The 26500-nt window shown below is 63.8% G+C and carries 23 protein-coding genes; 15 read left to right on the plus strand and 8 right to left on the minus strand.

The window, feature by feature from the left end:
* Positions 1-43 precede the first annotated feature (43 nt).
* Positions 44-754 carry a hypothetical protein gene (locus tag ACOGJC_RS04045; protein WP_419847226.1) on the plus strand — a complete coding sequence of 237 codons (711 nt, stop codon included), beginning with the start codon at positions 44-46 and terminating at the stop codon, positions 752-754.
* Positions 755-1622: 868 nt separating this feature from the next.
* Here the strand turns inward: ACOGJC_RS04045 and ACOGJC_RS04050 are convergent.
* Both ACOGJC_RS04050 and ACOGJC_RS04055 read right to left on the minus strand, forming a co-directional pair.
* Positions 1623-2561: a zinc-dependent alcohol dehydrogenase gene (locus tag ACOGJC_RS04050; protein WP_419847227.1), complete on the minus strand. Its 939-nt coding sequence runs from the start codon at positions 2559-2561 to the stop codon at positions 1623-1625.
* 37 nt (positions 2562-2598) lie between these two features.
* Positions 2599-5034 (minus strand): CaiB/BaiF CoA transferase family protein, encoded by a 2436-nt coding sequence (locus ACOGJC_RS04055; protein ID WP_419847228.1) that lies wholly within the window; start codon positions 5032-5034, stop codon positions 2599-2601.
* A 108-nt stretch (positions 5035-5142) separates the two neighbouring features.
* Between ACOGJC_RS04055 and ACOGJC_RS04060 the strand changes: the two genes are divergently transcribed.
* From ACOGJC_RS04060 to ACOGJC_RS04075, 4 genes are all read left to right on the plus strand, one after another.
* Complete coding sequence (locus tag ACOGJC_RS04060) at positions 5143-6414, plus strand: cytochrome P450 (protein WP_419847229.1); 1272 nt, start codon at positions 5143-5145, stop codon at positions 6412-6414.
* Positions 6415-6502: 88 nt separating this feature from the next.
* On the plus strand, positions 6503-9598 hold the full coding sequence (locus ACOGJC_RS04065; protein ID WP_419847230.1) for a DUF3427 domain-containing protein: 3096 nt from the start codon (positions 6503-6505) through the stop codon (positions 9596-9598).
* A 56-nt stretch (positions 9599-9654) separates the two neighbouring features.
* Positions 9655-10644: an NAD-dependent epimerase/dehydratase family protein gene (locus ACOGJC_RS04070; protein WP_419847231.1), complete on the plus strand. Its 990-nt coding sequence runs from the start codon at positions 9655-9657 to the stop codon at positions 10642-10644.
* Positions 10645-10793: 149 nt separating this feature from the next.
* Positions 10794-11267, plus strand: a complete 474-nt coding sequence (locus tag ACOGJC_RS04075) for a hypothetical protein (RefSeq protein ID WP_419847232.1) — start codon at positions 10794-10796, stop codon at positions 11265-11267.
* A gap of 76 nt (positions 11268-11343) precedes the next feature.
* Here ACOGJC_RS04075 and ACOGJC_RS04080 read toward each other — a convergent pair whose 3' ends face one another.
* Together ACOGJC_RS04080 and ACOGJC_RS04085 are read right to left on the minus strand one after the other, a co-directional pair.
* A complete protein-coding gene (locus ACOGJC_RS04080) occupies positions 11344-12144 on the minus strand; it encodes a phosphotransferase (protein ID WP_419847233.1) in 801 nt (266 codons plus the stop codon).
* 44 nt (positions 12145-12188) lie between these two features.
* A complete protein-coding gene (locus tag ACOGJC_RS04085) occupies positions 12189-12722 on the minus strand; it encodes a GNAT family N-acetyltransferase (RefSeq protein WP_419847234.1) in 534 nt (177 codons plus the stop codon).
* 104 nt (positions 12723-12826) lie between these two features.
* Here ACOGJC_RS04085 and ACOGJC_RS04090 point away from each other — a divergent pair, with 104 nt between their 5' ends.
* From ACOGJC_RS04090 to ACOGJC_RS04115, 6 genes are all read left to right on the plus strand, one after another.
* The gene (locus tag ACOGJC_RS04090) at positions 12827-13069 is read left to right on the plus strand and encodes an AbrB/MazE/SpoVT family DNA-binding domain-containing protein (protein WP_419847235.1); all 243 of its coding nucleotides are present in this window, start codon (positions 12827-12829) and stop codon (positions 13067-13069) included.
* A complete protein-coding gene (locus ACOGJC_RS04095; RefSeq protein ID WP_419847236.1) occupies positions 13066-13485 on the plus strand; it encodes a hypothetical protein in 420 nt (139 codons plus the stop codon). The genes ACOGJC_RS04090 and ACOGJC_RS04095 overlap by 4 nt, the downstream gene beginning before the upstream one ends.
* Positions 13486-13754: 269 nt before the next feature.
* Positions 13755-14780 carry a branched-chain-amino-acid transaminase gene (gene ilvE, locus ACOGJC_RS04100; RefSeq protein ID WP_419847237.1) on the plus strand — a complete coding sequence of 342 codons (1026 nt, stop codon included), beginning with the start codon at positions 13755-13757 and terminating at the stop codon, positions 14778-14780.
* 141 nt (positions 14781-14921) lie between these two features.
* Positions 14922-15575: a DUF4389 domain-containing protein gene (locus tag ACOGJC_RS04105; RefSeq protein WP_419847238.1), complete on the plus strand. Its 654-nt coding sequence runs from the start codon at positions 14922-14924 to the stop codon at positions 15573-15575.
* Positions 15576-16224: 649 nt separating this feature from the next.
* Positions 16225-17208 (plus strand): hypothetical protein, encoded by a 984-nt coding sequence (locus tag ACOGJC_RS04110; RefSeq protein ID WP_419847239.1) that lies wholly within the window; start codon positions 16225-16227, stop codon positions 17206-17208.
* 72 nt (positions 17209-17280) lie between these two features.
* Positions 17281-18603, plus strand: coding sequence for a cytochrome P450 (locus tag ACOGJC_RS04115; protein WP_419847240.1), 1323 nt, complete (start codon positions 17281-17283; stop codon positions 18601-18603).
* Here the strand turns inward: ACOGJC_RS04115 and ACOGJC_RS04120 are convergent.
* Positions 18578-19273 carry a PaaI family thioesterase gene (locus ACOGJC_RS04120; RefSeq protein WP_419847241.1) on the minus strand — a complete coding sequence of 232 codons (696 nt, stop codon included), beginning with the start codon at positions 19271-19273 and terminating at the stop codon, positions 18578-18580. The genes ACOGJC_RS04115 and ACOGJC_RS04120 overlap by 26 nt on opposite strands.
* Before the next feature lie 76 nt (positions 19274-19349).
* On the opposite strand from ACOGJC_RS04120, the gene ACOGJC_RS04125 reads away from it, so the two are divergent.
* Positions 19350-20213, plus strand: a complete 864-nt coding sequence (locus ACOGJC_RS04125) for a MaoC/PaaZ C-terminal domain-containing protein (RefSeq protein WP_419847242.1) — start codon at positions 19350-19352, stop codon at positions 20211-20213.
* Between the two features lie 39 nt (positions 20214-20252).
* Here the strand turns inward: ACOGJC_RS04125 and ACOGJC_RS04130 are convergent, their stop codons facing one another.
* From ACOGJC_RS04130 to ACOGJC_RS04140, 3 genes are read right to left on the minus strand one after another with little or no spacing between them, the layout of a single operon-like run.
* Positions 20253-21089: an NAD(P)-dependent oxidoreductase gene (locus tag ACOGJC_RS04130; protein WP_419847243.1), complete on the minus strand. Its 837-nt coding sequence runs from the start codon at positions 21087-21089 to the stop codon at positions 20253-20255.
* 28 nt (positions 21090-21117) lie between these two features.
* A complete protein-coding gene (locus ACOGJC_RS04135; protein ID WP_419847244.1) occupies positions 21118-22257 on the minus strand; it encodes an epoxide hydrolase family protein in 1140 nt (379 codons plus the stop codon).
* Between the two features lie 30 nt (positions 22258-22287).
* Positions 22288-23901, minus strand: a complete 1614-nt coding sequence (locus ACOGJC_RS04140; protein ID WP_419847245.1) for a PQQ-binding-like beta-propeller repeat protein — start codon at positions 23899-23901, stop codon at positions 22288-22290.
* Positions 23902-23919: 18 nt separating this feature from the next.
* On the opposite strand from ACOGJC_RS04140, the gene ACOGJC_RS04145 reads away from it, so the two are divergent.
* From ACOGJC_RS04145 to ACOGJC_RS04155, 3 genes are read left to right on the plus strand one after another with little or no spacing between them, the layout of a single operon-like run.
* Positions 23920-24447: a UGSC family (seleno)protein gene (locus ACOGJC_RS04145; protein ID WP_419847246.1), complete on the plus strand. Its 528-nt coding sequence runs from the start codon at positions 23920-23922 to the stop codon at positions 24445-24447.
* Positions 24444-25544: a hypothetical protein gene (locus ACOGJC_RS04150; RefSeq protein ID WP_419847247.1), complete on the plus strand. Its 1101-nt coding sequence runs from the start codon at positions 24444-24446 to the stop codon at positions 25542-25544. Before ACOGJC_RS04145 ends, ACOGJC_RS04150 begins: the two co-directional genes overlap by 4 nt.
* Positions 25541-26476 carry a DUF6159 family protein gene (locus ACOGJC_RS04155; protein ID WP_419847248.1) on the plus strand — a complete coding sequence of 312 codons (936 nt, stop codon included), beginning with the start codon at positions 25541-25543 and terminating at the stop codon, positions 26474-26476. Before ACOGJC_RS04150 ends, ACOGJC_RS04155 begins: the two co-directional genes overlap by 4 nt.
* Positions 26477-26500 lie beyond the last annotated feature (24 nt).

Consider the following 26500-nt stretch of genomic DNA (forward strand, 5'->3'; position numbering starts at 1 on the left):
AAATAGGGTTGACCTGAGGGCCAGTATTGAAGACCTCTCTCCCATGGGAGAGAGGTTCCTCGCCAGGATCATCGATTCACTCTCGTCCCCACTCCAAGCTGAGATCTCCGATACCTGGCTCGGCCGGGCACCTGGATGGACCGAGTACTTCGGCCTCACCATCTCCGTCCACCACGGAACTACCACAGAACCACTCGGCCTCGTCGGCTTCGAAGTCGCATTCCGCAACGCGTGCGAAGCAGTCGGCTGGACAGTCGACGAACCAGGTTCCGCCACCCAGCGTTTCGTGGACATGACAGTCCAAACCAACGATGAAACCAAGCGGAAGCTCTCTTTGAAGTCCACCGCCGCCCTCAGGTTGTCCGCAACCACCGCTCACATTTCCAAACTCACCGAGGCCGCCTGGATTCAGGACGTTCGATCCGCCAAGACTCGGCGAGACCACACCCTCGACCTGTTCCGCCAGTACCGGGAAGCCGTGGACTCCATCATCATGCTCCGAGCCTTCCGCCCCGACCGCACCTCCCTCCCCACCAAGTACCAGCTCCTAGAAATCCCCACCGACATTTTCACTTCCCTCGAAGACGCCCCACAAGATGCCTTTGCAGCCGACGGCCCCACCATTGACTGCTCCCACGAAGGCGACCCCACAGCCGCAAAGGTCTCCCTCGACCGCTCTGACGCCAAAATCACCGTCAAACAAATCAAGCTTTCAGCCTGCAATATTCACGCGGAGTGGGTCTTCGACTCTTAGGGGATCCAGCAAGGGCACAAGACCACCCACTTACGGCTACCGAGCGATCCACCTTCGGCCGTCAGTTACCTAATCCTCAGACATCAGAACCGTTGCTTCGCAACCACTTGTCAAGTAGAACGACAGACGACACCGAACCAAGTATCAATGGTATCCAACCCACTTTACCGAACGTCTCGATAATGAACTTCCCAAGAGCCGTTGCGGTAATGCTCAATATGGGAACGAGGCTTGACGCGACATAAAAGACTACACAATGCAACTTAGTATTAGGTGACAATATGCTTGGTTCTGTAGTCAATAGATTGGAACTTGCACTCACCACTAGCCTGTAAAGAAGCCCAACGGGTATTATTGATATCGCTAGGGTATATGGAGTCAACTCGTAGACTGATGTGGCAACAACCACTCCACCAATAGATACTGCCCCGTATACTCCAATAGCAAGGAATACGCGCTTTGAAGTGTATTGAACTTGGCGATCTTGCCGTCGTCTATTGACCTTATCCAAGGCACTTGGAAAGCGCCTCAAGAAGTAACTTAGTACACTATATCCTGGATGTTTAACAGTAACAGGCCACAGCATTATGATGCAAATAGCCAGTGATGATGCGTAATGTCTTAGTTCAAATGATTCTGAAAGTTCGATTTTCAGGAAATAAACGACTATGTGCACTGCTACAGAAATGACGATAGGCGCTACCCTGCTCCAACCCCCACATATTGTTGTCATAACAACCTAGCTTCAATTTCAACAACCCTATCCAAGGATTATATGGCAGTTGCATACACGATCGGTCCGTGCGAAACCAGCAAATGAGCCCACACGCAATAGCAATTGAACACAGAGGCTCAGCCTATGCATTCGCTAGGGCTCTAGGACGACTTTGATGGCGCCGGAGGCGCGGTTGGCGGCGGTGGCGAATGCTTCGGCGGGGGCGTCTAGGGGGAAGCGGTGGGTGATGACGGCGTCGGGGAGTTCGGGGAGTTGGGCCAGGACGGCGGCGGCGACGTCCATGTCGCGGGTGGGGCCGTGACGGCCGTACATGGAGGAGGGCACCAGGGTGATCTCCTTCATGCTGATCTCTATGCCGGGTAACTCCACTGGTTCCCAGTAGCTGCCCAGGATGACGATCTTGCCGCCGGGGCGACACTTCTTGACGGCATCGGCCAGGGCTGAACCGGTACCGGCGGCCTCCACCACGATGTCGTAGGGCTCATCGGTCAGCGGGACGGCGCCCAAGCGCTCAGCGGCTTCCTTTTGGGCATCGTGGCGGGCCGAGATGGCGACCTCGCATCCGGCCAGGCCGGCCACGGCCAGTGCTGTCTGGCCCACGGCGCCGCCGCCGACAACGGCCACCCGCATGTCGCCCCGCAGTCCGGCCAGGCGGAAGCCGTGTACCGCGATGCCCAGGGGCTCGACCAGGCAGGCGTCCCGAGCATCGGCCCCGGAGGGCAAGGGCACGATGGCCTCGGGCCACATGAGAATCTCGTCGGCCATTCCCCCGTCGCGGGAGATCCCGGCGATGTCGGTGAGGGTGACCGGGCAGCGGTTGTAGTCGCCGGCCAGGCACAGCTCGCAGGTGCCGCAGCCGTGGATGGGCTCGATGGCCACCGGGCGGCCGTCGTCCAGCCAACCGGCGAATTCGTGGCCGATGGTGAATGTGTTGAGCATTCCCAAAGGGAGCATGTGCAGATCAGACCCGCACACACCCGCCGATGCCATCTTGATGCGCACTCCCTCGCCCTCGGGAGGGGCCACCTCCACCGTGGCGGGCTGGCCATCGACGCATCGAACTGCTCTCATGGCTTCATTCTTTCACCGGACGGGCTCGCGCTTGGGCTCACAAGCCCTTCGGACGGGTGCCGATAACGCCGTCGGCTTCCAGTTGGGCAATCTCATTGGCTGACACGCCTAGCTCGGCCAATATCTCGTGGTTGTGCTGGCCCAGGGTGGGCGACGGTGAGGTGATCCAGCGGTCCACCGAGGCGAACCGATAGGGCATTCCCGGCATGGGGTTGGTGCCCACCGCCGGGTGCTCGACCATCTCGAACAGCCCCCGATGGGCAAGCTGGGGGTTCTCGTGCTGGATCCGAGGATCCCAGGCCGGGGCGGCAGGCACGCCGGCGCCCACCAGTCGGGCCACCGCGTCTTCGAGGTCCTGCTCGGCGGCCCAGGCGTACAACCCTTCGTCGATGGCGTCGTGGCCCGCCCGACGACCGGCGTCGGTGGCGTATTCGGGCCGGTCGGCCCACTCCGGCGACCCGAGCACCTCCACCAGCGCCTGCCATTGCTCGTCGGTAGCTACGGCCAGCGCCAGCCATTGCTCGTAGCCCTGGCAGGGATACAGGCCCTGAGGTGCGGCGTAGGGACTCCGGTTGCCAGCCCGCTCCATCACGTTGCCGTAGGCGGTGTACTCCACGATCTGCTCGGCCGAGCAGTTGAGCGCGGCCTCCACCATGGTGGACTCCACGAACACCCCCCGCCCGGTGCGCTCCCGTACGGCCAAGCCCAAGATCGCGGCATAGGCCCCGTGCATCCCGGCGATGGGATCACACGGGCCCCGCATGATGCGGGGCTGGTCGTAGGGGTGGCCAGTGACCCAGGCCATGCCGGTGAGCTGCTCCATGGTCTGGGCGAACCCCACCCGCTCCCGCCACGGCCCGCTCAAACCGAACGCGGGCATCCGGGTGAACACCGCCTGGGGGTTACGGGCCGAGACGGCCTCCCAGCTCAGGCCCCACTTCTCCACCACCCGGGGGGAGAAGTTCTCGATCACCACGTCGGCGCTCTCGATGAGCTTCCACAGGAGATCCATGCCCGCCTCGGTGTCCAAGTCGAGGGTCAGGCCCCGCTTGTTGTGGTTGATGGCCACGAACATCGAGCTCCACTCCCACCAGTCCTCGGTGCCGAACATGAACCCGGTCATCCGCATGCCGTCGGGATGGCCGGTGGACTCGATGTGGAGCACATCGGCCCCCAGCATGGCCAGCGTGCCGGTGGCCGACGGCCCGGCCCACCAGCTGGTGAGGTCCAACACCCTGACGCCAGCTAGCGGTAGATCAGGAGAGCTGTCGGAATCGGCCTCGAGAGACGACACCACGGGCCGCGGGCGGGCTTCCACCGTGCCGGTGTGCTCGCCCAGCGCGGGAGCGGGCGTCGCCGGCCGTCGCTCGCCGCCGTCGTCCATCAGGTAGGGCGGCCGGGGCTGAAGGAACCCGCCGGGGTTGCGCACGAACACCCCCCGGGCAGCGAACTGCTCGTTGTCGAGCACGCTGCGACCGTCGTTGACCTCGGCCACCGGCACCCGCAGATCAGACGCCGCCTTGATGATCTCGGCCACGGTGTGGCGAGAGGTCCACGGGTGGACCATGGCATTCCACTCGTCCAGGCGGCCGGCCCGCTCCCCGATCTGGCTCCACTCGGTGTCAATCAGGTCGGGGCGCTCGATCATCAGCACGAAGCCCTGGTACTGGAGCGCGGTGTTGGTGTTGAACCCCACCCAGCCGTCGAGGGCAGGCTCGATGGAGGGCGCCTCCACCGACCGCGCCACCCGGTCGAAGTCGTGGCCGCCGCCCCGCATGGAGTGGGCCAGGTCGCTGAACGTGGTGGCGGCGATGCCCATCACGTCGGCCACCGCCAGGTCGATGTGCTCGCCCCGTCCGGTGCGCCGGGCCCGCAACAGTGCGGAGAGCACCGCAGGACCGGCGTAGGCCCCGGCGGTCCACTCTGCAATGCCCCCACCGGCGTGGATCGGGGGCTGGTCGGGTCGCCCCCGACAGGCGATGGCCCCGCACTGGGCCTGCACGGTGTACTCGGTGGACGGGTGGGACACCAGCGGCCCGTCCTGCCCGTAGGGCGTGACCGACAGCACCACCAAATGCGAGTGCTGGTCGGCCCAGGCCCGGCCCAATACCGACCCGGCCGGGAATGACTCCACCACCACATCGGCGGTGGCCACCAGTTCCTCGATTTCAGCATCGCCCGGCTGGCCGACAACGCCCCGCTTGGAGGCGTTGAGCAACTGGAAGAGCGCGCTGTCGCCCTCAAACTCGGCCCGAGTGGCCGACCAGCGCCGCACCGGGTCGCCGTCGAGCCCCTCCACCTTGATCACGTCGGCCCCGGCGTCGGCCAAGAGCTTGGTGACATACGGGCCGGGCACCCCGGTGGAGAAGTCCACCACCCGGATGCCGTCCAGCATTGAGGCTTGCGTGTGGACGCCCTCGCCAACGCTCCCGCCTCCGGCTCGATCAGCGCCTTGCTCAGCCCCTGCCGTCATCGCGGTCTCACTGTTTCCCGGTCGGTTTGCACCCCGGTATCTTGTCGCATCAGGAAGTCCCGTACACTGGCCGACACTCGGCAAACGATCACAGCAAAGGAAAGCACTGTGAAGCTCACCGAAGTCAACCTCCTCGACCCCGACCGATTCGTGCGCCAGGAGCACCACGAGATGTTCAAGGTGCTGCGGGAGCAATGCCCTGTTTTCCTGCACCAAGACCCCAGAGGGCCGGCGTTCTGGAACGTGGTCAAGCATGCCGACCTGGTGGAGGTGAACCGCGACACCGAGCGCTTCTCCTCAGAGCTGGGCGGCACCTCCATCCCCGACCCGGGCACCTGGGACAACGAGGCGCCCGACTCCCGGGGGGTGATGATGCTCACCACCGATCCGCCCAAGCACACCCGCTACCGCCGGCTGGTGAACAAGGGCTTCACCCCCCGCATGATCGGCCTCATCGAGCAGTATCTGCGCCACCGAGCCATCTTGATCGTCGACAACGTGATCGAGAAGGGCGAGGCCGACTTCGTGGTCGACCTGGCTTCTGAGCTCCCGCTCCAAGCCATCGCCGAGATCATGGGCGTCCCCCAAGAAGACCGCATGAAGCTGTTCGACTGGTCCAACCGCTTGATCGGCGTCGACGACCCCGAGTACGTCGAGGACCGCGAAAGCAGCCTCTCGGCCGGTGCGGAGCTGTACGCCTACACCAACCAGCTAGCCAAAGACCGGGCGGAAAACCCCCGCGACGACATCGTCACCAAGCTCATCAACGCGGAGATCGACGGCGACCGGCTCACCGATCTGGAATTCGACATGTTCATGCTGCTGCTCACCGTGGCCGGCAACGAGACCACCCGCAACGCCACCGCCCAAGGGATGCTGGCGCTCATGGACCACCCCGAGCAGTTCGACATCATGAAGAACTCCTCCGACGGGGTGACCGACACCCATATCGACGAGATCCTGCGGTGGTCCACCCCCGTGCTGCACTTCCGCCGCACCGCCACCGAGGACACCGAGATCAGGGGCCAGCACATCGACAAGAACGACAAGATCGTCATGTGGCACATCTCGGCCAACCGGGATGAAGAAGTGTTCGACGACCCGTTCACCTTCGACGTGAACCGCACCCCCAACGAGCAGATCTCCTTCGGCGGCGGCGGGGCCCACTACTGCCTAGGCGCCAACCTGGCCAAAATGGAGCTGCGCCTCATCTTCCAGGAGATCATCGAGCGGGTGCCCGACATCCACCGAGTGGGCGAGCCGGAATGGCTCCGATCCAACTTCATCGGCGGCGTCAAGCACCTCCCCGTCGCCTGGACCCCCGGCAAAAAAGTCAACCCCGGCCCCGCCCCCGACCAAAACCTCTCAACCCTGGTCTAGCGTCACTTGACCGTTGGCGGCTTGGAGCTTCCAGGGCTACCCCGAACAGGAAAGAGCCTCGTTTCTCGCCTGCTAGATACATGATGTGATGGCGGACTTGGCACCCGGTCTTTATGACCAACTCATTGACGGCTTGCTCCGTCAGAGCCTCGACAGCCTCACCCCCAAGCGCCTGGCGGCCAGCCTCCAGGATGCAGACCCCGCAGAGCTGCCTGATCGAGTCGGAGAACTCGTTGGCCGTTGGGTAGCCGATGCTCTGGCCACAGTCAGTGCAGACGACCGCACTGAGGCCGCAGTGCACCTCTCTCAGTCAGTTCTTTCTGCGATCACAACCGTTCAACCTGACTCCCTGGAAGCTGACCGTGCACTTTCGCCACCCCTCGAACGATTGGCGGCAATAGAGCGACTCGATCCAACTCGCAAGCCCATATCCATCAGCCGCCCTCTTACACCACTTCGTGACACGGTGCTGATGACCAACGCTCGTGACGAACCTTCGGTTGGTAGCGAGATCGAAGCGGAAATCGATTCAGCCGACAGGATCGATCTTGTCCTCGCGTTCATCCGTTGGACTGGAATCCGCCACCTAGTCCCTCACCTCCGTCGCCATGTAGAAGCCGGCAAACAATTTCGGGTCATTACTACTACTTACACAGGAAGCACTGAACTGAGGGCGCTTCAAGCTCTCGCAGATCTCGGGGCCCAGGTCAAGGTCTCCTATGACACCTCCACCACCCGACTTCATGCCAAGGCCTGGATGTTTCACCGAAAGAGCGGCTTTTCGACGATTTACATCGGCTCGTCGAACCTCACGTTCTCGGCACAGGTCACAGGCCTCGAGTGGAACGTAAGGGCTTCCCAGCGCCTAAACCCCGAGTTGATCTCTGCCTTCGAGCGCACATTTGCGACGTACTGGGCTGATCCGCATTTCGAAGAGTTTGACCCGGAGCGCTTTGCTCAAGCTACGACAGACACCAGATCGGATGAGCTGGACCTCACACCATTTGAAATCCAGCCATACCCGTTTCAGCGCCAGATCCTTGAGCGGCTCCAAGTCGAGCGAAAACGCGGCTACCCACACAATCTTGTTGCCGCTGCCACAGGTACTGGCAAGACGATCATTGCGGCCCTTGATTACCGCCAGTTGAGAGCAGAACTTGGGCGATCTCGACTGCTCTTCGTCGCCCACCGCGATGAAATCATTAGACAGAGCCTGAACATTTTCAAGCATGTCTTGCGCGAGGGCGACTTTGGAGAGCTTTGGGTGGGTGGCAACCGGCCAACCCGATGGGAATACGTCTTCGCCTCAATCCAGTCCATCACCGCCAATGACGCCGCCTCCCTCGACTCAGACCAGTTCGACGTCGTGATCGTCGACGAATTTCATCACTCAGCTGCGGCTAGTTATGAGGCGCTGCTTAACCGTCTGAGTCCCAAGCACCTACTCGGCCTTACTGCTACACCCGAACGAGCTGATGGGCTAGACGTGCTTAGCTGGTTCGATGACCGTATCGCCATAGAATTGCGCCTCTGGGACGCACTCGAACAGGGTCTACTCTCGCCATTTCACTACTTCGGAGTCCACGACGCTACCGATCTCGCCAACGTCGCTTGGCGGCGCGGCACAGGCTACGACGTCAAGCAGTTGACGAACCTCTACACAGCAACTGATCTACGGACTTCAAAGATTCTTGAGGCCGTTCGCGAAAAGGTTGGGAATCCCTCCGAGATGAGGGCGCTCGGATTCTGCGTCAGTATTGATCACGCCAACTTCATGGCAGACCGGTTCAATCGAGCGGGAATCACCTCGCTTGCCATCACATCTCGGACACGCGACGAAGAGCGTCGCAAGGCTCTAGCAGACCTCAAGGGTGGCAGGGTCCAGGCGCTGTTCACCGTGGACCTGTTCAATGAAGGTGTAGATGTTCCAGCTATCGATGTAGTGCTGATGCTGCGTCCGACGGAGAGCGCCACAATCTTCCTACAGCAACTTGGCCGTGGGCTTCGGCGCACAGACGACAAGGACGTTCTAACCGTTTTGGACTTTGTTGGCCACCAGACCAAAGAGTTCCGCTTCGACCTTCGCTATCGGCACATGCTCGGACGGACTCGTCGCGAATTGGTGTCCGACATTGAGCAGGGGTTCCCATTCCTGCCGGCTGGGTGCCATATTGACCTCGACCACGTCACTCGGAAAATCGTCCTTGACAATGTCCGAAAGGCGCTACCCACAACGTGGAGGCAGCGTGTTGGGGAGCTTCGTGATCTCGGTGACACGACACTCGCCAACTATCTGTATGAAACGGGCCTCGAACTCGACGACATCTACCGCGGCAACCGCACATGGACCGAGCTCCGCCGCGCCGCAGGCATCGATGCTAAGCCCGCTTCCGAAGGGGAAGCCCTGGTCGGTAGAGGTGTGGCACGCCTCTTGCACCTTGACGATCAGGAGCGGATCGACGCTTACACCAGTCTCCTTTCCAGCGGTCAAGCGCCTTTGGAAGCCGAGCTAGACGAGCGAACTCGGCATCAATTCCAAGGGCTCCTTCTGACCGTGCTGGGTTCCCACAAGGGCGTCTATTCCAATTTGGACGAAGCTGCAGCGGAACTGTGGCTACATGAAGGGCTTCGACAAGAGCTACTTGAAGTCTTCCCACTCCTCGAAGACCAGATTGTCCATCTGCACCGGCCTCTCGGCCTCCTGCACCCGGTCCCGCTTCAAATACACGCCAGCTATACCCGCGAAGAGATTTTGGCTGCTTTCGGCGCTTCGACCGTTTCCAGTCCACTCCCTCTCCAAACTGGGGTCTACTGGCATGAACCCACCCGAACCGACTTGCTATTCATCACCCTTCAAAAGGCCGCCAAGGACTATTCCCCCACAACCAGGTACCTCGACTACGCCATCTCTGAGCACCTCTTTCACTGGGAGAGCCAGGCCAAGGACACGGTCGCGAGCGAACGGGGGCAGAACTACATCCACCACACATCCCGCGACCGAACAATCGCGCTATTTGTCCGTACCGCAAAGAGAGGACTCTCCGGCCGTACGACCCCGTATTTCTGTGCCGGTACTGCCTCCTATGTCGAACACCAGTCCGAACGACCGATCCAGATCACCTGGAAACTCCACCATCCGCTACCTGGAGACACTTTTGCCGCCTATCGAGCAGCCGTCGCCTGAACCTCAACAGCCTGCCATTGCCTTGTTTCGGCCTTCGTGATTGGGAGAGTCTGCGGATGGCGAAGCGCGTTGCTGTCATGGGCGGCACTCGGTTTGTGGGTGCTGCTGCGGTTTGGGAGCTTGTGGGGACGGGGCACGAGGTTCTTGTGGCGCACCGGGGGGTTCACGAGCTTGAGCCGGATGTTGCTTTTGATGTGGTGGAGCATTGCCTTGGAGACCGCGAGGATCTGCTTGCCGAGGGTGGGCCGGTTGAGCGGTTTGGGCCGGAAGTGATCATCGACACGTTTGGCGGGGGCGCGACGGCAGCCAAGGGAGAGCAGTTGGTCGATGCTGCGGCTCGCTGTGGGGCTGAGCGGCTGGTGGTCGTCAGCTCGTGTGACGTGTATCAGGCGTATGTGGATGCGGGTCTTGGGGATGGTTCTGGTCGGAAGCTGCTGCCTCCGACTCCCCTGCCGATTTCCGAAGACTCGCCCCGACGCACTGAGCCTTACCCAGGGGCTGTTTCGGGCCATGACAACGTGGCAATGGAGGACGCCGTTGCTGAGTTCTCAGGAACGGTTGTCATCCTTCGGCCCGGTGCGATCTACGGGCCCGGGGACTATCTGTGCCGGGAGTGGCCTCTCGTCCGGCGAGCGATGGAGAAGAGGAAAGAGCTGAAACTGCCGGCGGCGGGAGTCCAGATCTTCCATCGGGTTGCGGTTGAACGAGTCGCCCAAGCTCTCGTGGCGGCGGTAACGACTCCAATCCCTGAAGTGCCCCACCCATGGGCGTGCAACGTGGTTGACCCCTACGACTGGACCTACGCCGGATTGGCTGCCGAGATTGGTCGATTGCTGGACTGGGAGTGGGAGCCCAAAGTGGTTTCCTTCGACGATGCGGGCCATCCGTGGCGGGTGACGAGTCCTCTGTTGGTGTCTGACGTAAGGCTGCGGGAGGTGCTGGGCATCCCACCGGACCGGCCCGACCCCCGCGACGCCCTAGCCACGACAGTGCGCTGGTACGTCGATTGTGGCCCCGATCCTTCATCGCTCTACTTGGACTGGTAGAGCGCGCCATCGAAGGAACTGCTTCCTGAGGGTGTAGGGGCCAGTTAGGTGGTTGTTGCGAGTGGCGTTGGGCGTTAAGGTTTAGGTAGCCACTCGAGGACGTGGATCAGTCCTCCTCCAATTTCACTAGAAAGCCGAGGAAGCTAGCTATGCCTGCTAGTGGACCGATCAGCGAGGGCCAGCGGTTGGCTCTTTTGAACCGCCTGTGCGAGGTACTGGGAGAGGAGGAGGCAAACACCTTGATGGACAGTCTGCCCCCCGTCTACTGGGAACAACTCGCCACCAAAAGCGACCTCGCGGCCAGCGAACAGCGGCTCGGCAGCGAGATGCGCTCTGAGTTCTCCAAGGTCTATAGAGAACTGCACAGCCTTCGCACCGAGACCGCAGCCGAGTTTGCCAAGGTTTATGGCGAGTTGCACAGCCTTCGCACCGAGACCGCAGCCGAGTTTGCCAAGGTTTATGGCGAGTTGCACAGCCTTCGCACCGAGACCGCAGCGGAATTCAAAAGCGTGCGGAGTGAAATGGCCCTCCAGTTCGCCAGGCAGACCCGCACAATGGTGTTCACCATGTTGGGGTTGGCCGTACCGATCTTGGGCACCATCCTGGCCGTGGGCCTATCGTGAATCCGCAGTTGCCCCAAAGCCGCACTGCCGAATCCTGACGGCCTCTAGGCAACTGTTCGTTGCTGCCTACTCCATCTCATGCAGCTCCGGCGAGTGCGGCTTCCTGTATGAGGGGGCTTAGTCGCTGGGCGGCTTGGAGTTGGCTGGCCAGAACGCTGAGGGTGCCTTCTCGTTCCATGCGGACGAATGCCGGGATTCCGGCGGCGACTTTGCGAACCACGCTGCGGTGGCATCCAGCGATTACTTCGACGACCATCTCGGGAAGCTGCTGTGCTTCATAGGGGGTTGGGCAGTAGCCGCGCACGAGGGCAGTGATGCGGGCTGCTCGGTTGGGCTGGTCCGGCCACTGCTGGAGCCAAAGGTCGTCGTCATCGCACACGGGGGCGAACTGCCACAGGGCATGGCCGAGGTCCCACAGAGCTGGGGCGACCCAAATTCCGTCCCAATCGATGAACGCCACCGCCCGCCCGTCTCTGAAGACGGTGTTGCGGGGGGCGATGTCGCCGTGGCAGACGATGTCACCCTCAGCCACAACCTGGAGGCCCTCTTCGAAGCCAGCCCTAGGAGCAAAGCCCCTCACGTTTTCGTGATACTCACGCAGCAGCCTGCCCACTGACTCCAGCGCCCCAGCACCGAGCTTCCACCCCTCGGCCTCGTCTGGCACCCAACCCTCAATCCACGTCAGCCTTACTGCGCCATCAGGCTGTGAACCCACCACCCGAGGAGCACCCCCGAAGCCGTGTTCCTCCAGATGCGCGAGCAGTTGCATCATTGACTCCGAGTTGGGAGTGGCCGGGCGCACCACCTCGTCGCCGACCCGGACAAACTCGGTCACCCTCCCGGCGACTACTTCTCCCTCACCGGGCTCGCTCCCCACACCACAAGGCTAACGGGACAGCTTCCAGCGCCATCTGGCGCCGGTCAATCCTCTGGCAATCGACTCCACATCACGACATCGGGTTGGTCGTCTTTGACCGGCTCCCACGCCCGTAGCACGCCTTCACGCTGATAGCCGCAGCGTTCGGCCACCCGTTGGGACGCTGGATTGTTGACATGGGTCACCAGATGAACCCGGGCCAGGTCGTGCTCGGAGAATGCCCAGTCGGTGATCAGATTGAGGGCTTGGGAGGCGATTCCTTGGCCCCGGTGCTGCCTGTCGAGCCAATAGAAAGCCTCCCCCCGCCGGAATTGGGGCTCAAGCAGGATGCCCATCTGACCGATGCAGCGATCCGAGGGAGGCAAAGTGATCGCGAATGCAAAAAGGCCCTGTTCCCACCGTGCCAGCCGTTGCTCAATCCACTCTTGAGCCTGCGCTTCAGACATCGCTTCCGGCATCATCGTGAATCGGGGAATGTCCGGGTCCTGGCACGACTTGACGATGTCAACCGCGTCCTCGATTCGAAACGGTCGCAACAGCACGCGCTCCCCGGCAATCGTTGTGAACGGGACAGTCACAACCCCCAGTCTCTCAGAGCCCCGAGCCTTTGAATCCCCCAATTTCAAAGTCGGCTTTGCCCGTTTACAAGGCAGAATTGCATGTTGCCTTGTAGACTGTTCGCATGTCAAGCACTGGAACGTTGAAGGTGTCGTCTCGGGGGCAGATGAGCCTTCCGGCGACGGCTCGCCACCACTGGGGTCTCGACGAAGGGGGCGAGGTCGGCTACCTGCATCTGGGCGGCGCACTCCTGCTGATACCGGGCAACGTCGAAAGGCTGCGGGCTGAGCTGCTCGCCGCCATCACCGACGACATCTGGGAGCAGGCCGCAGCCGGCTTCGGCGACCCCGAGCTGGCCAGCGAGTGACCCAACTCGTCGACGACAGGGTGCTCGCCGGCGTGCTGCAAGGGGGAGCCCCACTAGACCCCGGCCAGCCCGTCTACACCACCGGCTGCTGGTATGTGCGGCTCTGCCAGGCAGCACTGAGCTCAACGGTTAGCGGGACGCTCTCCGGCTCGTTCGCCGAATTGCCCCCCAAGCTCATCCCCCGAGCGCTGCATTCGCTGCTCGAGCTTCCCGACGAGATCGGACTGGTGAGCCTGCGAACCCTGGCCCCACTGATCGGCCGGCTGCGCAGCCGCCACCGCCTGCTCAACCTGCTGTCGGTTGAAGCGCTAGCTGCCGCACTGCACCTGAACGCTGACGTCTACCTGCTCACCCCCTCCCCTCCCCTCCAAGAAGCCCTCACCGCCGAAGGCCGCCAAGCCGTCATCTTGGGTTGATCTGCGGATGCTTGGACCCGGGCCCCACTGCGTTTGCCGATGGCCCGAATACGGTGCCGACGAATGAAGGGGCTCTTGTGATCACCGGGAGGCATCGATGCAATTCGCCGGGCCATCCCACGACAGCATGTGCTGGTCCAAGGTGAGCAGGGGGCACTACTGGACTAATGCGGTGGCTGGCAGGAAGGCGACATTCCTATAGATCCGCAAATCCTCCAACCGCTTGAAGGAGTGGGCTATACCATCCCCCTGGCCGAAGGAGAGCCTGTATGACCGCCAAGCCCGACCCCCTCACCGTCCCGTTCGGGACCGTTTTCTGCGACTGGATGACGACGGCTCGGACTGATGGCGGGCCGCTTGTCTATGGCGGGGCTCCGGAGCCGTTCGGGGACTTGAGCTTGAGTCCGGCGGCTCACGTGCTGCACTACGGGAGCTCGGTGTTCGAGGGATTGAAGGCCCATCGCCAGGTTGACGGGTCGGTGGCCATCTTCCGGCTGGACAGCCATGTGGCCCGCATGGTCACCAGCGCCGCCTGTCTGCGGCTGCCCGAGATCGATCCCAGCATGCTGCGGCAGATGACCATTGACGCAGTTGCGGCCAACGCCGACGAGGTCCCCCACCCGCCGGGGTCGCTCTATATCCGCCCGACGCTGGTGGGCACCGGGGCCGACATCGGCGCCGCTGCCCATCCCGCCCCCTCGGCGCTGTTGTTCGTGGTCAATTCCCCGGTGGGCGACTACTTCAAGGGAGGCATCCGGCCCCTTACACTGCAAGTTGAGTCGTCCACACCCCGTACCGTGCCCCAGTTCGGAATGGTGAAGTGCGCGGCCAACTACGCCATGGCCCTGGGTTCCACGCTGGACGCGATGGCCGCCAACGAGGCCGTCGACCAGGTGCTGTTCGCCAGCGACGGCGACATCACTGAGACCGGCGCCTCGAATTTCTTCCTGGCCGACGACGAGCGCATCGTTACCCGGCACCTCGACGAGTCGTTCCTCCACGGCGTGACCCGGGACTCAGTGATCCAGCTCGCCCGCCACTTCGGGTACGACGTGGAAGAACGCGCCATCGACCCCGAGGAGCTCATCGACTGGGCCGAGCGGGGCGAGGCCTTCCTGTCGGGCACCGCCGCCGGCATCGCACCTGTGGGCACCATCCTCCACTCGGGCAAGACCCTCACCATTGGCGACGGCCAGCCCGGCCCCAACACTTTGCGCCTGCGCCAAGCCCTCACCGACATCCAGACCGGCGCCGCATCCGACCCCTTCAACTGGCGCACCCCAGTCCGCAGCTAATTCAGCGACGCCGAGCCTTGGCTCGCAGGTTTCTCGCGGCTGGACTGAGCCCTGTCTGTTACCGTCACTGGCAGCTTGAGGCGGGCCACTGAGAACGGACAGCGGACCGTCCTCAATTGGCTGACGCTTTAGGAGGCAGACATGTCCGACGTACAAGACATGGCAGGCGGAACCCAAGCCAGCTACCCGGCACGACTAGATGTCGAGTACCCCGAAGCGGGTCTCAGTCGGGTGAAAACGCTCTTCCGAATCGTGTTGTTCATCCCCATTGCGATCGTGGCCGGACTGGTCACCGGCCAGTTCGCCGGCATCGGGCTGGAAGACAGCGAGGGCTGGCGGGAGTTGGTCGGAGGCGCGCTGTTCCTTCCCACCCTGCTGATGATCCTGTTCCGCCAGAAGTATCCGCGGTGGTGGTTCGACTGGAACCTCGAACTCACGAGATTCACGGCTCGTGTGGGGGCCTACGTGGGACTGCTGCGAGAGGACTATCCCTCAACTGACGAACAACAGGCCGTCCGCCTCGACTTGGACTATCCCGACGCATCCCGCGACCTGAATCGCTGGCTGCCGATAGTCAAATGGATCCTCGCTATCCCGCACTACATCGTTCTCGTCATCTTGGGGATCGGAGCCCTCATAAGCGTGGTCATCGCTTGGTTCGCGATCATCCTCACCGGCCGATACCCACGCGGCCTCTTCGACTATGTGGTGGGTGTCAACCGCTGGGGACTGCGGGTCTGGGCCTACATGTGGCTGCTCATCACCGACCGCTATCCCCCCTTCTCGCTGAAGTAGGGCGAGCCGGTTTAGCCGGCCCTCTCATCGAAATGTTGCAAATGGCCCGATAGGGGCGGTTGCTCCGCTAGCATGTGGGCTGCCGCTTTGTAGGGGGTTCTTATCCGACCAGTCGGGTTCGGACCAGGGCATGCGGATTTCAAGACAGGCATGGCGCTGATATGGCGCCAAGGCCTGATGGAATCTCAAGGAGCCCCCGTTGCGAACTCGCCTCCGTCCGAACCCCGGCGGTTTGGATCGCCCAGCAGAAGGCCGAACCGACAATTCCAAGCGCTCAGCGGGTCGCCGGGCGGCCGGGTTCATTGGGTTGGCGGCCGGGTTCGCCGGTCTTGTTGCGCTGGCCGCAATCGCATCGTCGTGCCTGCCGGTTGGGAAGGCAGTATCCAGTACATACGCCTCTCTCCCAGCCGAAGACGCCGCTTCCCAAGATCCTGGTGCAACGTCGTCCGTTGCCGTAATACCGGCGGCCGCGACGCGGGGGATCGTCTCAGCGGCTGGACTTGAGACCGCGCTCAATTCGCCGGGGATCCGAAACGCCTCTGGGTCTGCCTTGGCCGATTCCAGCCTTGACCAGGTTGGGGCCGATAAACAGGACACGCTCTCGCCCCCCGAGACAACCCCGGGCCGGGTGTGGCTGGTTGGCAACGGCGTGTCGAACACGCAATTGACGGACCTCGGCTACCAAACTGGTGAGCCGGTGATCGTGGCGACCGGCGATCTGCGGGCCCTCCCCTTTGAGGCCAGGGAGACGATCTCCTACGCCGCTGAGGTGGAATTAGGCCCGGGACTGGGCGACGACACTGCTTGGCAGTTGGAAGTAATTCGCCGGGGCCATCAGATCCCCGGAGGTGGCCTGCTCATGTTCGAGGCAGGCTTTGACCGCCGCTTGGTGGCCCTCTACGGCCATCCATCCACCTCGAGCCTTGGAGTGCTGGGAGAACAGGGCCCCGACGCAGGGGTCGAGCGCCTCCGTTCCGTTGCCGCTGGCTACAGCGCCGACGGTTCGGTGATATTGCCCACTTTCGAGATCATCGCCACCGTTGCGTCGGCCGGCCCGGGCGGCGACGGCGACTATTCGGCCATGACCGCCCGGGACACGATCAGGCCCTGGATCGAGACTGCGGCCGCCAACAACATGTACGTGGTGCTCGACCTCCAGCCGGGGCGAACCGACTTTTTGACCCAGGCGATGGTCTACGAGGAATTCCTCCGCCTCCCCCACGTGGGACTCGCCCTCGATCCGGAGTGGAGGCTCAAGCCCCACCAGGTCCACTTGGAACAGGTCGGCACTGTGGACGCAGCCGAGGTCAACCGGGTGGTGGCTTGGCTGGCCGGGATTGTCCGCGAGAACGCCCTCCCCCAGAAGCTGCTGATCGTCCACCAGTTCCAAACCGCCATGATCACCAACCGCGGGCTCATCGACACTCCCCCCGAGCTAGCGGTTCTGATCCAAATGGACGGCCAGGGCTCCATGAGGGCCAAGTACGCCTCCTGGGGCACATTGACCGGCCCACCCGATGCTGAGCAGTTCCACTGGGGCTGGAAGAACTTCTACGACGAAGACCACCCCAACGCCACCCCAGAACAAGTACTGGAACTCACCCCCACCCCAGAGTTCGTGTCCTTCCAATAAGAACCATGGGAACGGAGGCTGCACCGCATCAGCTACCCGTACCCGATCGACTTGGACCGCTAGATTGCTTCCATGACCGCTGTGCCAACCGAATCGGAAGCCGCAACTGGCTCCTTCACCAAGCCACCGCCTGCGACTGAGGCGGACCCGCACAATCCGCTGCACAACGCCTTTTGGCGGCGGGATCGCCGGGTGGTGGACGACGACTTGAAGCGGGTGTGCTCTCAACCGCTCACGTTCTATCCCGGGTTCGAATTCACCGGTGATCTTCAGAGCGTGGATACGCCGGGGGCCTGGTTCATCACCCGGCATTCGTCCATTTTGGAGGTATCGCGCAACCCGCAGGTCTACTCCTCGTCGTCGGGCATCACCATCAACGATTTCCCGCCGGAGTTCAACGAATACTTCAACTCGATCATCGCCATGGACGACCCCCGCCACGCCCGGCTGAGAAAGATCGTCTCGGCGGGGTTCACGCCGCGGATGCTGGCCCGATTAGAAGACTCAGTGCAGGACCAGGCCCGTCTGATCGTGGACGAGGTGTGCGAACGGGGCGAATGCGACTTCGTCACCGACGTGGCCGCCCGACTGCCGCTTCGCATCGTGTGCGACCTGATGGGGATCCCGGCGTCGGAGCACGACTTCGTTTTCGACCAGTCGAACGTGATCCTGGGGGCGGCCGACGACGAGTACGTTCCGGAATTCGGCGACTTCGTCACCGCCATTCTCATGGCCGGCGAGGCACTGTCGAAGCTGATGGACGAGGTGGCCGAGTCGAAAGTGGGAGTGGACACCGGCGACCTGACCAGCGTTTTGGTAAATGCCGAGGTGGACGGCGAGCGGCTCACCCGGGCCGAGCTGGCCAGCTTCTTCATCCTGTTGGTGGTGGCCGGCAACGAGACCACACGCAATGCCATCAGCTGGGGCCTGGTGTTTCTCACCGACCACCCCGACCAGCGCAAGATCTGGACCGACGATTTCGAGGGAGTGGCCCACAGCGCGGTGGAGGAGATCGTTCGCTTGGCCAGCCCGGTCACCTACATGCGCCGCACGGTGCTGAGCGAAACCGAGCTGGAAGGCCAGAAGATCGACGAGGGCGACATGGTGGTCATGAACTACCTATGCGCCAACCGGGACGAATCGGTGTTCGACGACCCGCTGGCCTTCAACGTGCTACGCGACCCGAACCCCCATATCGGCTACGGCGGACCCGGACCGCACTTCTGCCTCGGCGCCCACCTGGCCCGCCGGGAGATCAAGGTGATGTTCCGCGAGATCTTCGAGCGCATCGGTGACATCCGGGCCACCGGGGAGCCCGACCCGTTGTCGTCGGCGTTCATCCACGGCATCAAGCACTTGCCCGCAGAGTTCACCCCCGCTGGGCCAACTGGTTAAGCGTCTCGCGGTCGAGGTGGCGGAAAACGCCCTCGGCCACCGCGGTTACCTGGCCGTCTTGGAGGGCGTGGCCCTTGACCTCGGTGATGGTGCCGTCGAAGGTCTCCACCCACCCCTCGAACAGGGTCTCCATGTTGAGCAGGGTGGGGCGCTTGTAGCGCACCGACAGCATCATTGTGGGACCGCTGGCGTTTCGGGTAGAGCAGGCGCTGGTGAAGACCATGTCGAAAGCCGCAGCGATAGCCGCCCCGTGGACACAGCCGGGAGGGCCCTCGTACACGGTGGTGAACACCGCCCGACCCCGGGTCTTGGGCGGGTCGGACTCCATGTCCACCACCATCTCCACCGGCACCGCCGCGGGGTTGCAGATGCCGGTTACATAGTCAAAGGGGGCTCGCAGGTGGGTGATGGGCGGGCCCTCCATCTCAATCCCTCCGGGGCCGAAGCGGGGCGGAGGATCGGCGGGCACATGGGCTTCGATGCGGTCGGCCAGGGCGTTGGCCTCGTCGGCTAGCGCAGCCGTGTCGGCTGGTGAGGCGGTGTTGGTGACGGTGGCGGCCACCAGTCGGCGCACCGCGTCGGCCAGCGCCCGCAGCTCCCGCTCCCGGCCGGCCACCGCCGGATGGTCGATGGCCTGGAAGGGGCCGTCTGGCTGATTGATATGGGCCACGACGGCAACGGTATGGTGCGGACAGCATCACGGCGCAACCAGGCGCCCAAGAACCCCAAGCCCACGAGGAGTCCCCATGCCCATCGACCCAACTGCCGTCGGCGCCGAAAGCGACCCCAGCACGTCGAGCTGGAAGTCGAAAGACGCCCTTTTGTATGCCCTGGGCGTGGGCGCGGGGATGAGCGACCCCACCGGGTTCGAGCTGGAGTTCACCACCGAGAACACCAAAGACGTAGAGCAGAAGGCCCTGCCCACCATGTGCGTGGTGCTGGGCGGCGGCGTGGGCGGCGCCAACAGCCCGTTGGCCAAGATCGGCACCTACAACCCGGCGCTGCTGGTGCATGGCGAGCAGGGGTTCACCCTCCACAAGCCATTGCCGGTGGCGGCCACGGTCAGCTCGGTCACCCGCGTGGCCGGGATCTACGACAAGGGCAAGGCCGCCCTGGTGGTGCTGGAGAGCGATGTCACCGACACCGCCGACGGCCAGCCGTTGTTCACCAATGTGACCTCGCTGTTCATCCGAGGCGAAGGCGGCTGGGACGGCGACCGGGGCCCGGCCAGCCCGCCGAAAGTGCCCGAGCGCGACGCCGACCACGTGGTCACCTACCAGACCCGCGCCGACCAGGCCCTGCTCTACCGGCTCAACGGCGACCGCAATCCGCTGCACTCCGACCCGTCATTCGCCGCCGCCGGCGGGTTCGACACCCCCATCCTTCACGGCTTGTGTACCTACGGCTTCACCGGCCGGGCGCTGCTCCACACCCTGTGCGACAGCGATCCGGCCCGCTTCAAGTCGATGCAGGGTCGGTTCTCCTCGCCGGTGCTGCCGGGCGAGACGCTCGACGTCCACATCTGGGACGAGGGCGGCGGTTCGGCCCGGTTCCAGACCCGAGTCGGCGACCGGGTGGTGCTCGACGCCGGGACCGTCACCTTCGGCTAGGCACTTGGGCCTGGCCCAGGACCCGCAGCCGCGGCCCGGCTACTCGCCGAACGCGGCGTCGATGCGCTGATCGACCAGCGCGGTGATGGGCAGATCGACTCCGAGCTCCTCGGCCAGCGCGAGCGCGCCGCCCAAGTCCTTGTGGGCGATTCGGGTGAAGCTGCCCCCCAAAGCCGGGGGCGGATAGGTGGGCGTCCCGTTGAACACGCCCACGTGAGGGCCGATGTTGCGGTCGGAGTAGCTCACGATCTCGGCGAACGCCTCCAGGTCCACATCGGCGGCCGCGGCCAGGGCAATGGCCTCGTAGGCCACGGCAAACTCGACATAGGTGATGAGATTGCGGGCCACCTTGGCCTTTAGTGCAGAGCCCAGCGGACCGACGTTGACCACCATGCCGCCGTAGCGCTCGAAATGAGGCCGCCCCTGTTCGGTGTGGGCCTCATCGCCGCCGCAGAACACCACCAGGTCACGAATCTGAGCCGACGAGGTGCCCCCGGTGATTGGGGCATCAATCAGAGCCACCCCGACTGCGGCGGCCTCGGCGGCCAGATCGATAACCGTGGCAGGAAACACCGTGGAGTGAACGGCCACCAATGCCCCCGATTCGGCGGCTCCGGCGATGGCCCCGTCGTCGCCAGTACACACTTGGCGCACCTGGGCGTCGTCGATTACCACCACCGCCACCAGGTCTACTTGTCGGGCCAACTCCCCCACCGAGGCGGCCGGAGTGCCCCCTAGCTCGGTGAACCGCTCCATGGCCTCGGCGGAGACGTCGTAGCCCACCACGGTCACCTCGTCGTCCCATTGGCCAGTGAGCACGCCCTCGGCGATGGCGCCGCCCATGTCGCCCAGTCCGATGATTCCCAGTCGTGTCATGGCTTCTGTCTCCTTCTGCTCGGGGTTCTCAGCGAAGCGGCCGGAAGAAGGCCCGCACCTCTTCTACCAGCTTGTCCGGGTTCTCCAAGGCGGGGAAGTGGCCGCCGTCATCCACCTCGGTCCACCGGGTGATGTTGTAGTAGGGCTCGGCCAGCTCGCGGGGCGGGCGGTTCTTCTCGTTGAACACCGCCACTCCGGTGGGCACGGTAATTCTCGGCGGCTGGTTGAAGGCCGAACCGGCCCCGAAGCTCTCGTAGTACATGCGCATCGACGGGCCGATGGTGGCGGTGGCCCAGTAGATGGTGAGCAGGGTGCAGAGCTCGTCGAGGGTGTAGCGCCGGGTGAGATCCCGCCCGCCGGGGCCGTCGATGTCGCTCCACCGCCACCACTTCTCGATGATCCAGGCGGCCAAGCCGGCGGGCGAGTCGGTAAGTCCCACCGCGGCGGTCTGCGGCTTGGTGCGCTGGAGGTGTACATATCCCCATTCCCGGTCTCGGTACTGCTTGACCCCCTCCCACCACTGGCGCTGGTCGTCGGTGAGGGCGGCCTCGTCGATGGGAGGGGCCACCATGTTGAGGTGGATGCCGACCATGCGGTCGGGATGGGCTGCGCCCAGCGCGGCGCTCACTGCCGAGCCCCAGTCGCCGCCCTGGGCGCCGAACCGCTCATAGCCGAGCGCGGCCATCAATTCAGCCCACAGGTCGGCCACGCGAGCCGACGACATCCCGGGCTGGGCCGGCGGCGAGGAGAATCCATAGCCGGGCAGCGATGGGGCCACCACGCTGAAGGCGTCGGCCGGGTCGCCGCCGTGGGCCGCGGGATCGCTGAGCGGGCCGACCACCTTGTGCATCTCCCAGAAACAGCTCGGCCAGCCGTGGGTGATGACCAGTGGCAGCGGGTCGGGCCCCCGACCCTCGGCGTGGACGAAGTGGATGTCGAGCCCGTCGATGCGTTGGGTGTACTGGGGCAGCTCGTTGAGCGCGGCCTCATGGGCCCGCCAGTCGTAGTCATGGCGCCAGTGGCGGCACAGCTCGGCGATGTAGGCGGTGTCGGATCCGTAGTCCCATCCCACCCCATCCAGAGTCTGGGGCCACCGGGTGGCGTCCAGGCGCCGATGGAGGTCGTCGATCACCTCGTCGGGAACAGCAATCCGAAACGGCTCGGCCACGGCGCCAGGGTAGTCAGGCCGCTTGCCCGGCTAGCGGTCGCCGAAGGCGTAGAAGCCGCCGACCCGGTCGGCCACATACACGACGCCGTTCCAAACCGCCGGAGTGGCCTCCACGCAGCCCCCCAGCGATATCCGCCACAGCTCGGGAGGCTCGACCGAGGGATCGGAGATGTCGTAGCCGTAGATCACCCCTCCGCAGTCGCCTTGGATGAGCACGTCATCGACCACCACGGGCGACGACCACACCGGAGCGGCCAGCCGCTTTGACCAGATGATCTCGCCGGTCCCACGGCTCAACCCGTACAAGAAGCCGGCGTTGGTGGGCACGTACACCATCGCATCGGTCAGCGCCGGGGTGGCCCACACCCCGTCGGGAAAGGCATTGCGCAGGTCGGTACCCCACACCAGGGGATCGTCGGCTGAGGGATCAAGCTTGAGCATCTGGCCCAACTCCTGGCTACGGGTGTTCGCCCGCTCATATTCCACCCCGACGTACAGGAAGCCGTCGGCATCGGCCACCACGGTGGCGTCCACATCGTCGCCCGCCCAGTAGCGGAACACCCGCTCGGGATCTTGTCCGTCGGCCAGCCCGGAGATGTCCCAGCCCTGCACCAGACCACCGGAGTTGGCGAAGTACAGGGTATTGCCCACCACCGTCATCCCGCCCTCGATGGAAACGTTGCCATCGACCACGGCGTCGAGCAGCTCGCTGTCCCAACCGGGAGCGGTGAACACCAGTTCGGGGTCGACGGTCACCAGGCCATCGGGGCCGTAGCGGCGGTTCAGCTTGGCGATATGGAGGTGGCTGTTCTCGCCTCCCTGGAACAGATAGTCATTCAAGACCAGCGCGGCTCCGTCCCAGTCGTCGTTCCACAGCACAGGCGACACGCTGTTGGCGTGGAGCGACCAGAGCTCGACGGGCTCGTCTCGGTCGAAGGCGATGATCCTGAACTCATTGTCCCGCGACCCGAAGTACACCAAGGGGTAGCCGTCGGGATCCACGGTTACTGACCCCTTGATGAGGTCGCCCACCAAGAACTCCGGAAGGATCTGCTCACCGGTGGCTGCGTCCAAGAAGTGGACCGCAGGGGTGTACATGCCGGCCACCACCCAGGTTCGGTCGTCCCACTCGACCACCGCAGGCTGGCCGGTCCAGCCTGCGCCGCACCACAGGGTGGTGCCCGCAGCCCAAGTTGTGAGCGAGCACAGATCCCGCTCGGGGGTGCCGGTAAACCGCCACAGCACCTCCGGGGCCCGGGGGGCGGGTCCGGTGCCGTAGAAGGTCCGGGTGGGGTTGCCCCGGAACGTGAGCAGGCCGGTGACCGAGCCGTACGGCTGTCCGGCGGTCGCCGGGTCGACCCACCCTGGATAGGGCGTGGGCGTGGGGATGGGCGTCGGGGTTGGGGCAGGAGAGGGAGTGGCGATTGGAGTGGGCGCAGGGGTGGGGTCAGGCGACGGCGTCGCGGTCGTGGTCGTGGCCGGAGTGGTCGCAGGCGTCAGCGGGACCGAAGCCGGAGAGGTGGTCAACTCGGTGTCGGAGTCGCCGAAGAACCGCACGTCGGCCGACACTGCGATTATCACCACAACCACACCGACGGCAGCGGCCACTGCCGCGGTGGCCGCCCATACTCTCCACGCTTGCACTTGCACTACCGTAGAGCCATGGCGATCGAATATTTGGACCCACGGGCAGAACCGGCGGAATCAGTGACGCCCTACGAGCTCTCTGCGGGGGACGGCACCCTTACCATCGGGCTGTTGGCCAATGGTTTCCCCGACTCCGTGCCGTTCTTGGATGCGGTAGGCGAGAGTTTGCGCCGGGTGCGCCCCGACTTGGAGGTGCGGGCCTGGAACAAGGGCAACGCCTCAATGGTGGCCGACGACCAGCTCATAGGCGAGATCACCGAAGACTGCGACGCTGTTGTGGCCGCCTACGGCCATTGAGGAAGCTGCACCAGCGGCACCGTGCGTGACGCCATCAAAGCCGCCCGTCGAGACACCCCGGCGGTGGCCCTGGTGACCACCAAGTTCTCCCCCCAGGGCGACTTTGTTTCCCGGTCGGCGGGAATGCCCGACATCCCTCGGGTGATCCTCCCCCACCCGGTGGCCGGAACCGGGGAAAAGGCCATAAAGATGGTGGCCGACGACATCGCCGACGAGGTGCTTCAGGCGCTGGGCGCCGCCGGATGAGCCAACGGCTTTCGGCCCTCTCTGAGGAGGCCGCCCTCGAGCAGCTCCATGCCGAGGGATGCACTGACGGGCTGCCGGTAGTCATCCCCACGCCGGCCCGGGTGGAGCGGATGGTGCTGGCCTCGGGCCTCGACGGTGACGTGTCGCTGGGCCAGCTCGGCCCCAACCTGGGCGAGGCCACCGTGGAGAAGGCAGCCATCGCCGCGGTGATGGCTGGCTGTTTACCCGACTACTTCCCGGTGGTGGTGGCCGCCGTGCGGGGGGTGTGCGATCCCCGCCTGGATATGACCGAGGTGCAGTCCACCACCCACAACCTGGGGCCGCTGCTTATCGTGAATGGCCCGGCGGTGGGCGCTTGCGGCGTGGCGTCGGGGTTCGGGGCGCTGGGCCCGGGCCACCGGGCCAATGCCTCGATCGGCCGGGCGGTGCGCCTGGCCATGATCAACATCGGCGGCGGGCGGCCCGGCACCTCCGACATGGCGCTGTTAGGCCATCCCGGCAAGTTCACCTTCTGTTTGGGCGAGGACGAGGAGGCCAGTCCTTTCCCACCCCTGCACACCTCGCTGGGCTACGACGCAGAGCAGAGCACGGTTACCGTGGCTTGCACCGAGGGGCCCCACTCGGTGCTGTGCTTCCCCGACGACGACCCCGAGGTGTATGCCGACCACCTGCTGAACGTGCTGGCCGCCTCGCTGTCGGGGCTGGGAGCCAACAACGCCCACTTTGGCCGGGGTTCCCAGGTGTTGGTGCTCAACCCCGACCATGCCATCGCCCTCGCCGATGTGGGCCACGACCGGGCCACCATCGCCGAAGCGCTACACCAGCGGGCCAAGCGCTCCTGGTCGGAGCTGTCCACGGTGCGCTCTCGAGGTTCAGGCATCAATCGCCACCAACGCAGCCAAGGCGACGACCCAGACTTAGTGGTCCACGCCCTGAGCAGCCCCGAAGCCCTGCTCATATTGGTGGCCGGCGGCACCGGCCTGTACTCCACCGTCATGCCCTCCTGGGGCGCCGGCCCCCACGGCAACAGCCACCTAACTGTAGAAATCGACCTCGACCAAGCATGCGACGTTCCGTTGCTAAGCTCCACGACATGAGGGGCGCCTTCTCGAAGACCAACGACCTGGCTTCGGCCTCCTACGCGGTTCTGAAGCGTGACAAATCACTCTTGGCGTTTCCCGCAATGGGCTTGGCTGCCTCAGGCGCAATCCTGGGGGTCAACTGGCTTTTGGTAAACCTCGCTACCACAGGCCTCAATGCCGGCTCGGTCGACCAGCCCGGCAAATGGGGCACCGAACCGATCGTATGGATGAGTGGAATCGCCACCACTCTGTTGATCTGCATCGTGTCGGTGTACTTTGCCGCCGCATTGACCTACGGAGCTTGGGAACGGTTCCAAGGCAACACGCCCACCATCTCCAGCTGCCTGTCGGCGGCCACTCAACGACTCCCAGTCATAGTTCCGTGGTCGCTGCTGACCGGAACGGTAGGGCTGCTCCCCTCGCTGATAAGGAACCTCGAGGAAGGGCTGAAGCATCTGCCGTTCTTCGTCGGACCAGCGCTAAAGATCGTCGCCGAGATTTTCAACATCGTTTGGAGCGTCGTCACCTTCTTGGTCTTGCCAATCCTGGTGGTGGAGCAAACCGGACCAATCGATTCGGCCAAACGTTCACTCACACTGTTCCGCCAGACCTGGGGCAAGAGCATTATCGCCCAATTTGCCTTCGGCTTCCTCGGGTTCCTCATCGCCATTCCCGGTTTGATAGCGGCTGGCATATTTGCTGCGGCCGGTGCAGTCGTCATCGGAATAGGAATCGGTGCCATCTGGCTGCTGCTCGTGATTGTGGCAATGGCCACGCTCATCGGCATCTTCAAGATGGCGCTATATCTGTATGCCACTACAGGGGAAGTGCCCGGAGAATTCCGCGGCGCTGGTCTGGAAGAGGCATTCGTTAGCCGAAAGAAGCTCAAGGCCGAGCGCAAGGCGAAGAAGGCCAGGCGAAAGGCTCAAGCCTCAGGTTCGTACTGACCGGAGCAGACCCAAAACTGTCCT

Source organism: Candidatus Poriferisocius sp., from assembly GCF_965204015.1.
Taxonomy (GTDB): Bacteria; Actinomycetota; Acidimicrobiia; order Acidimicrobiales; family Bin134; genus Poriferisocius.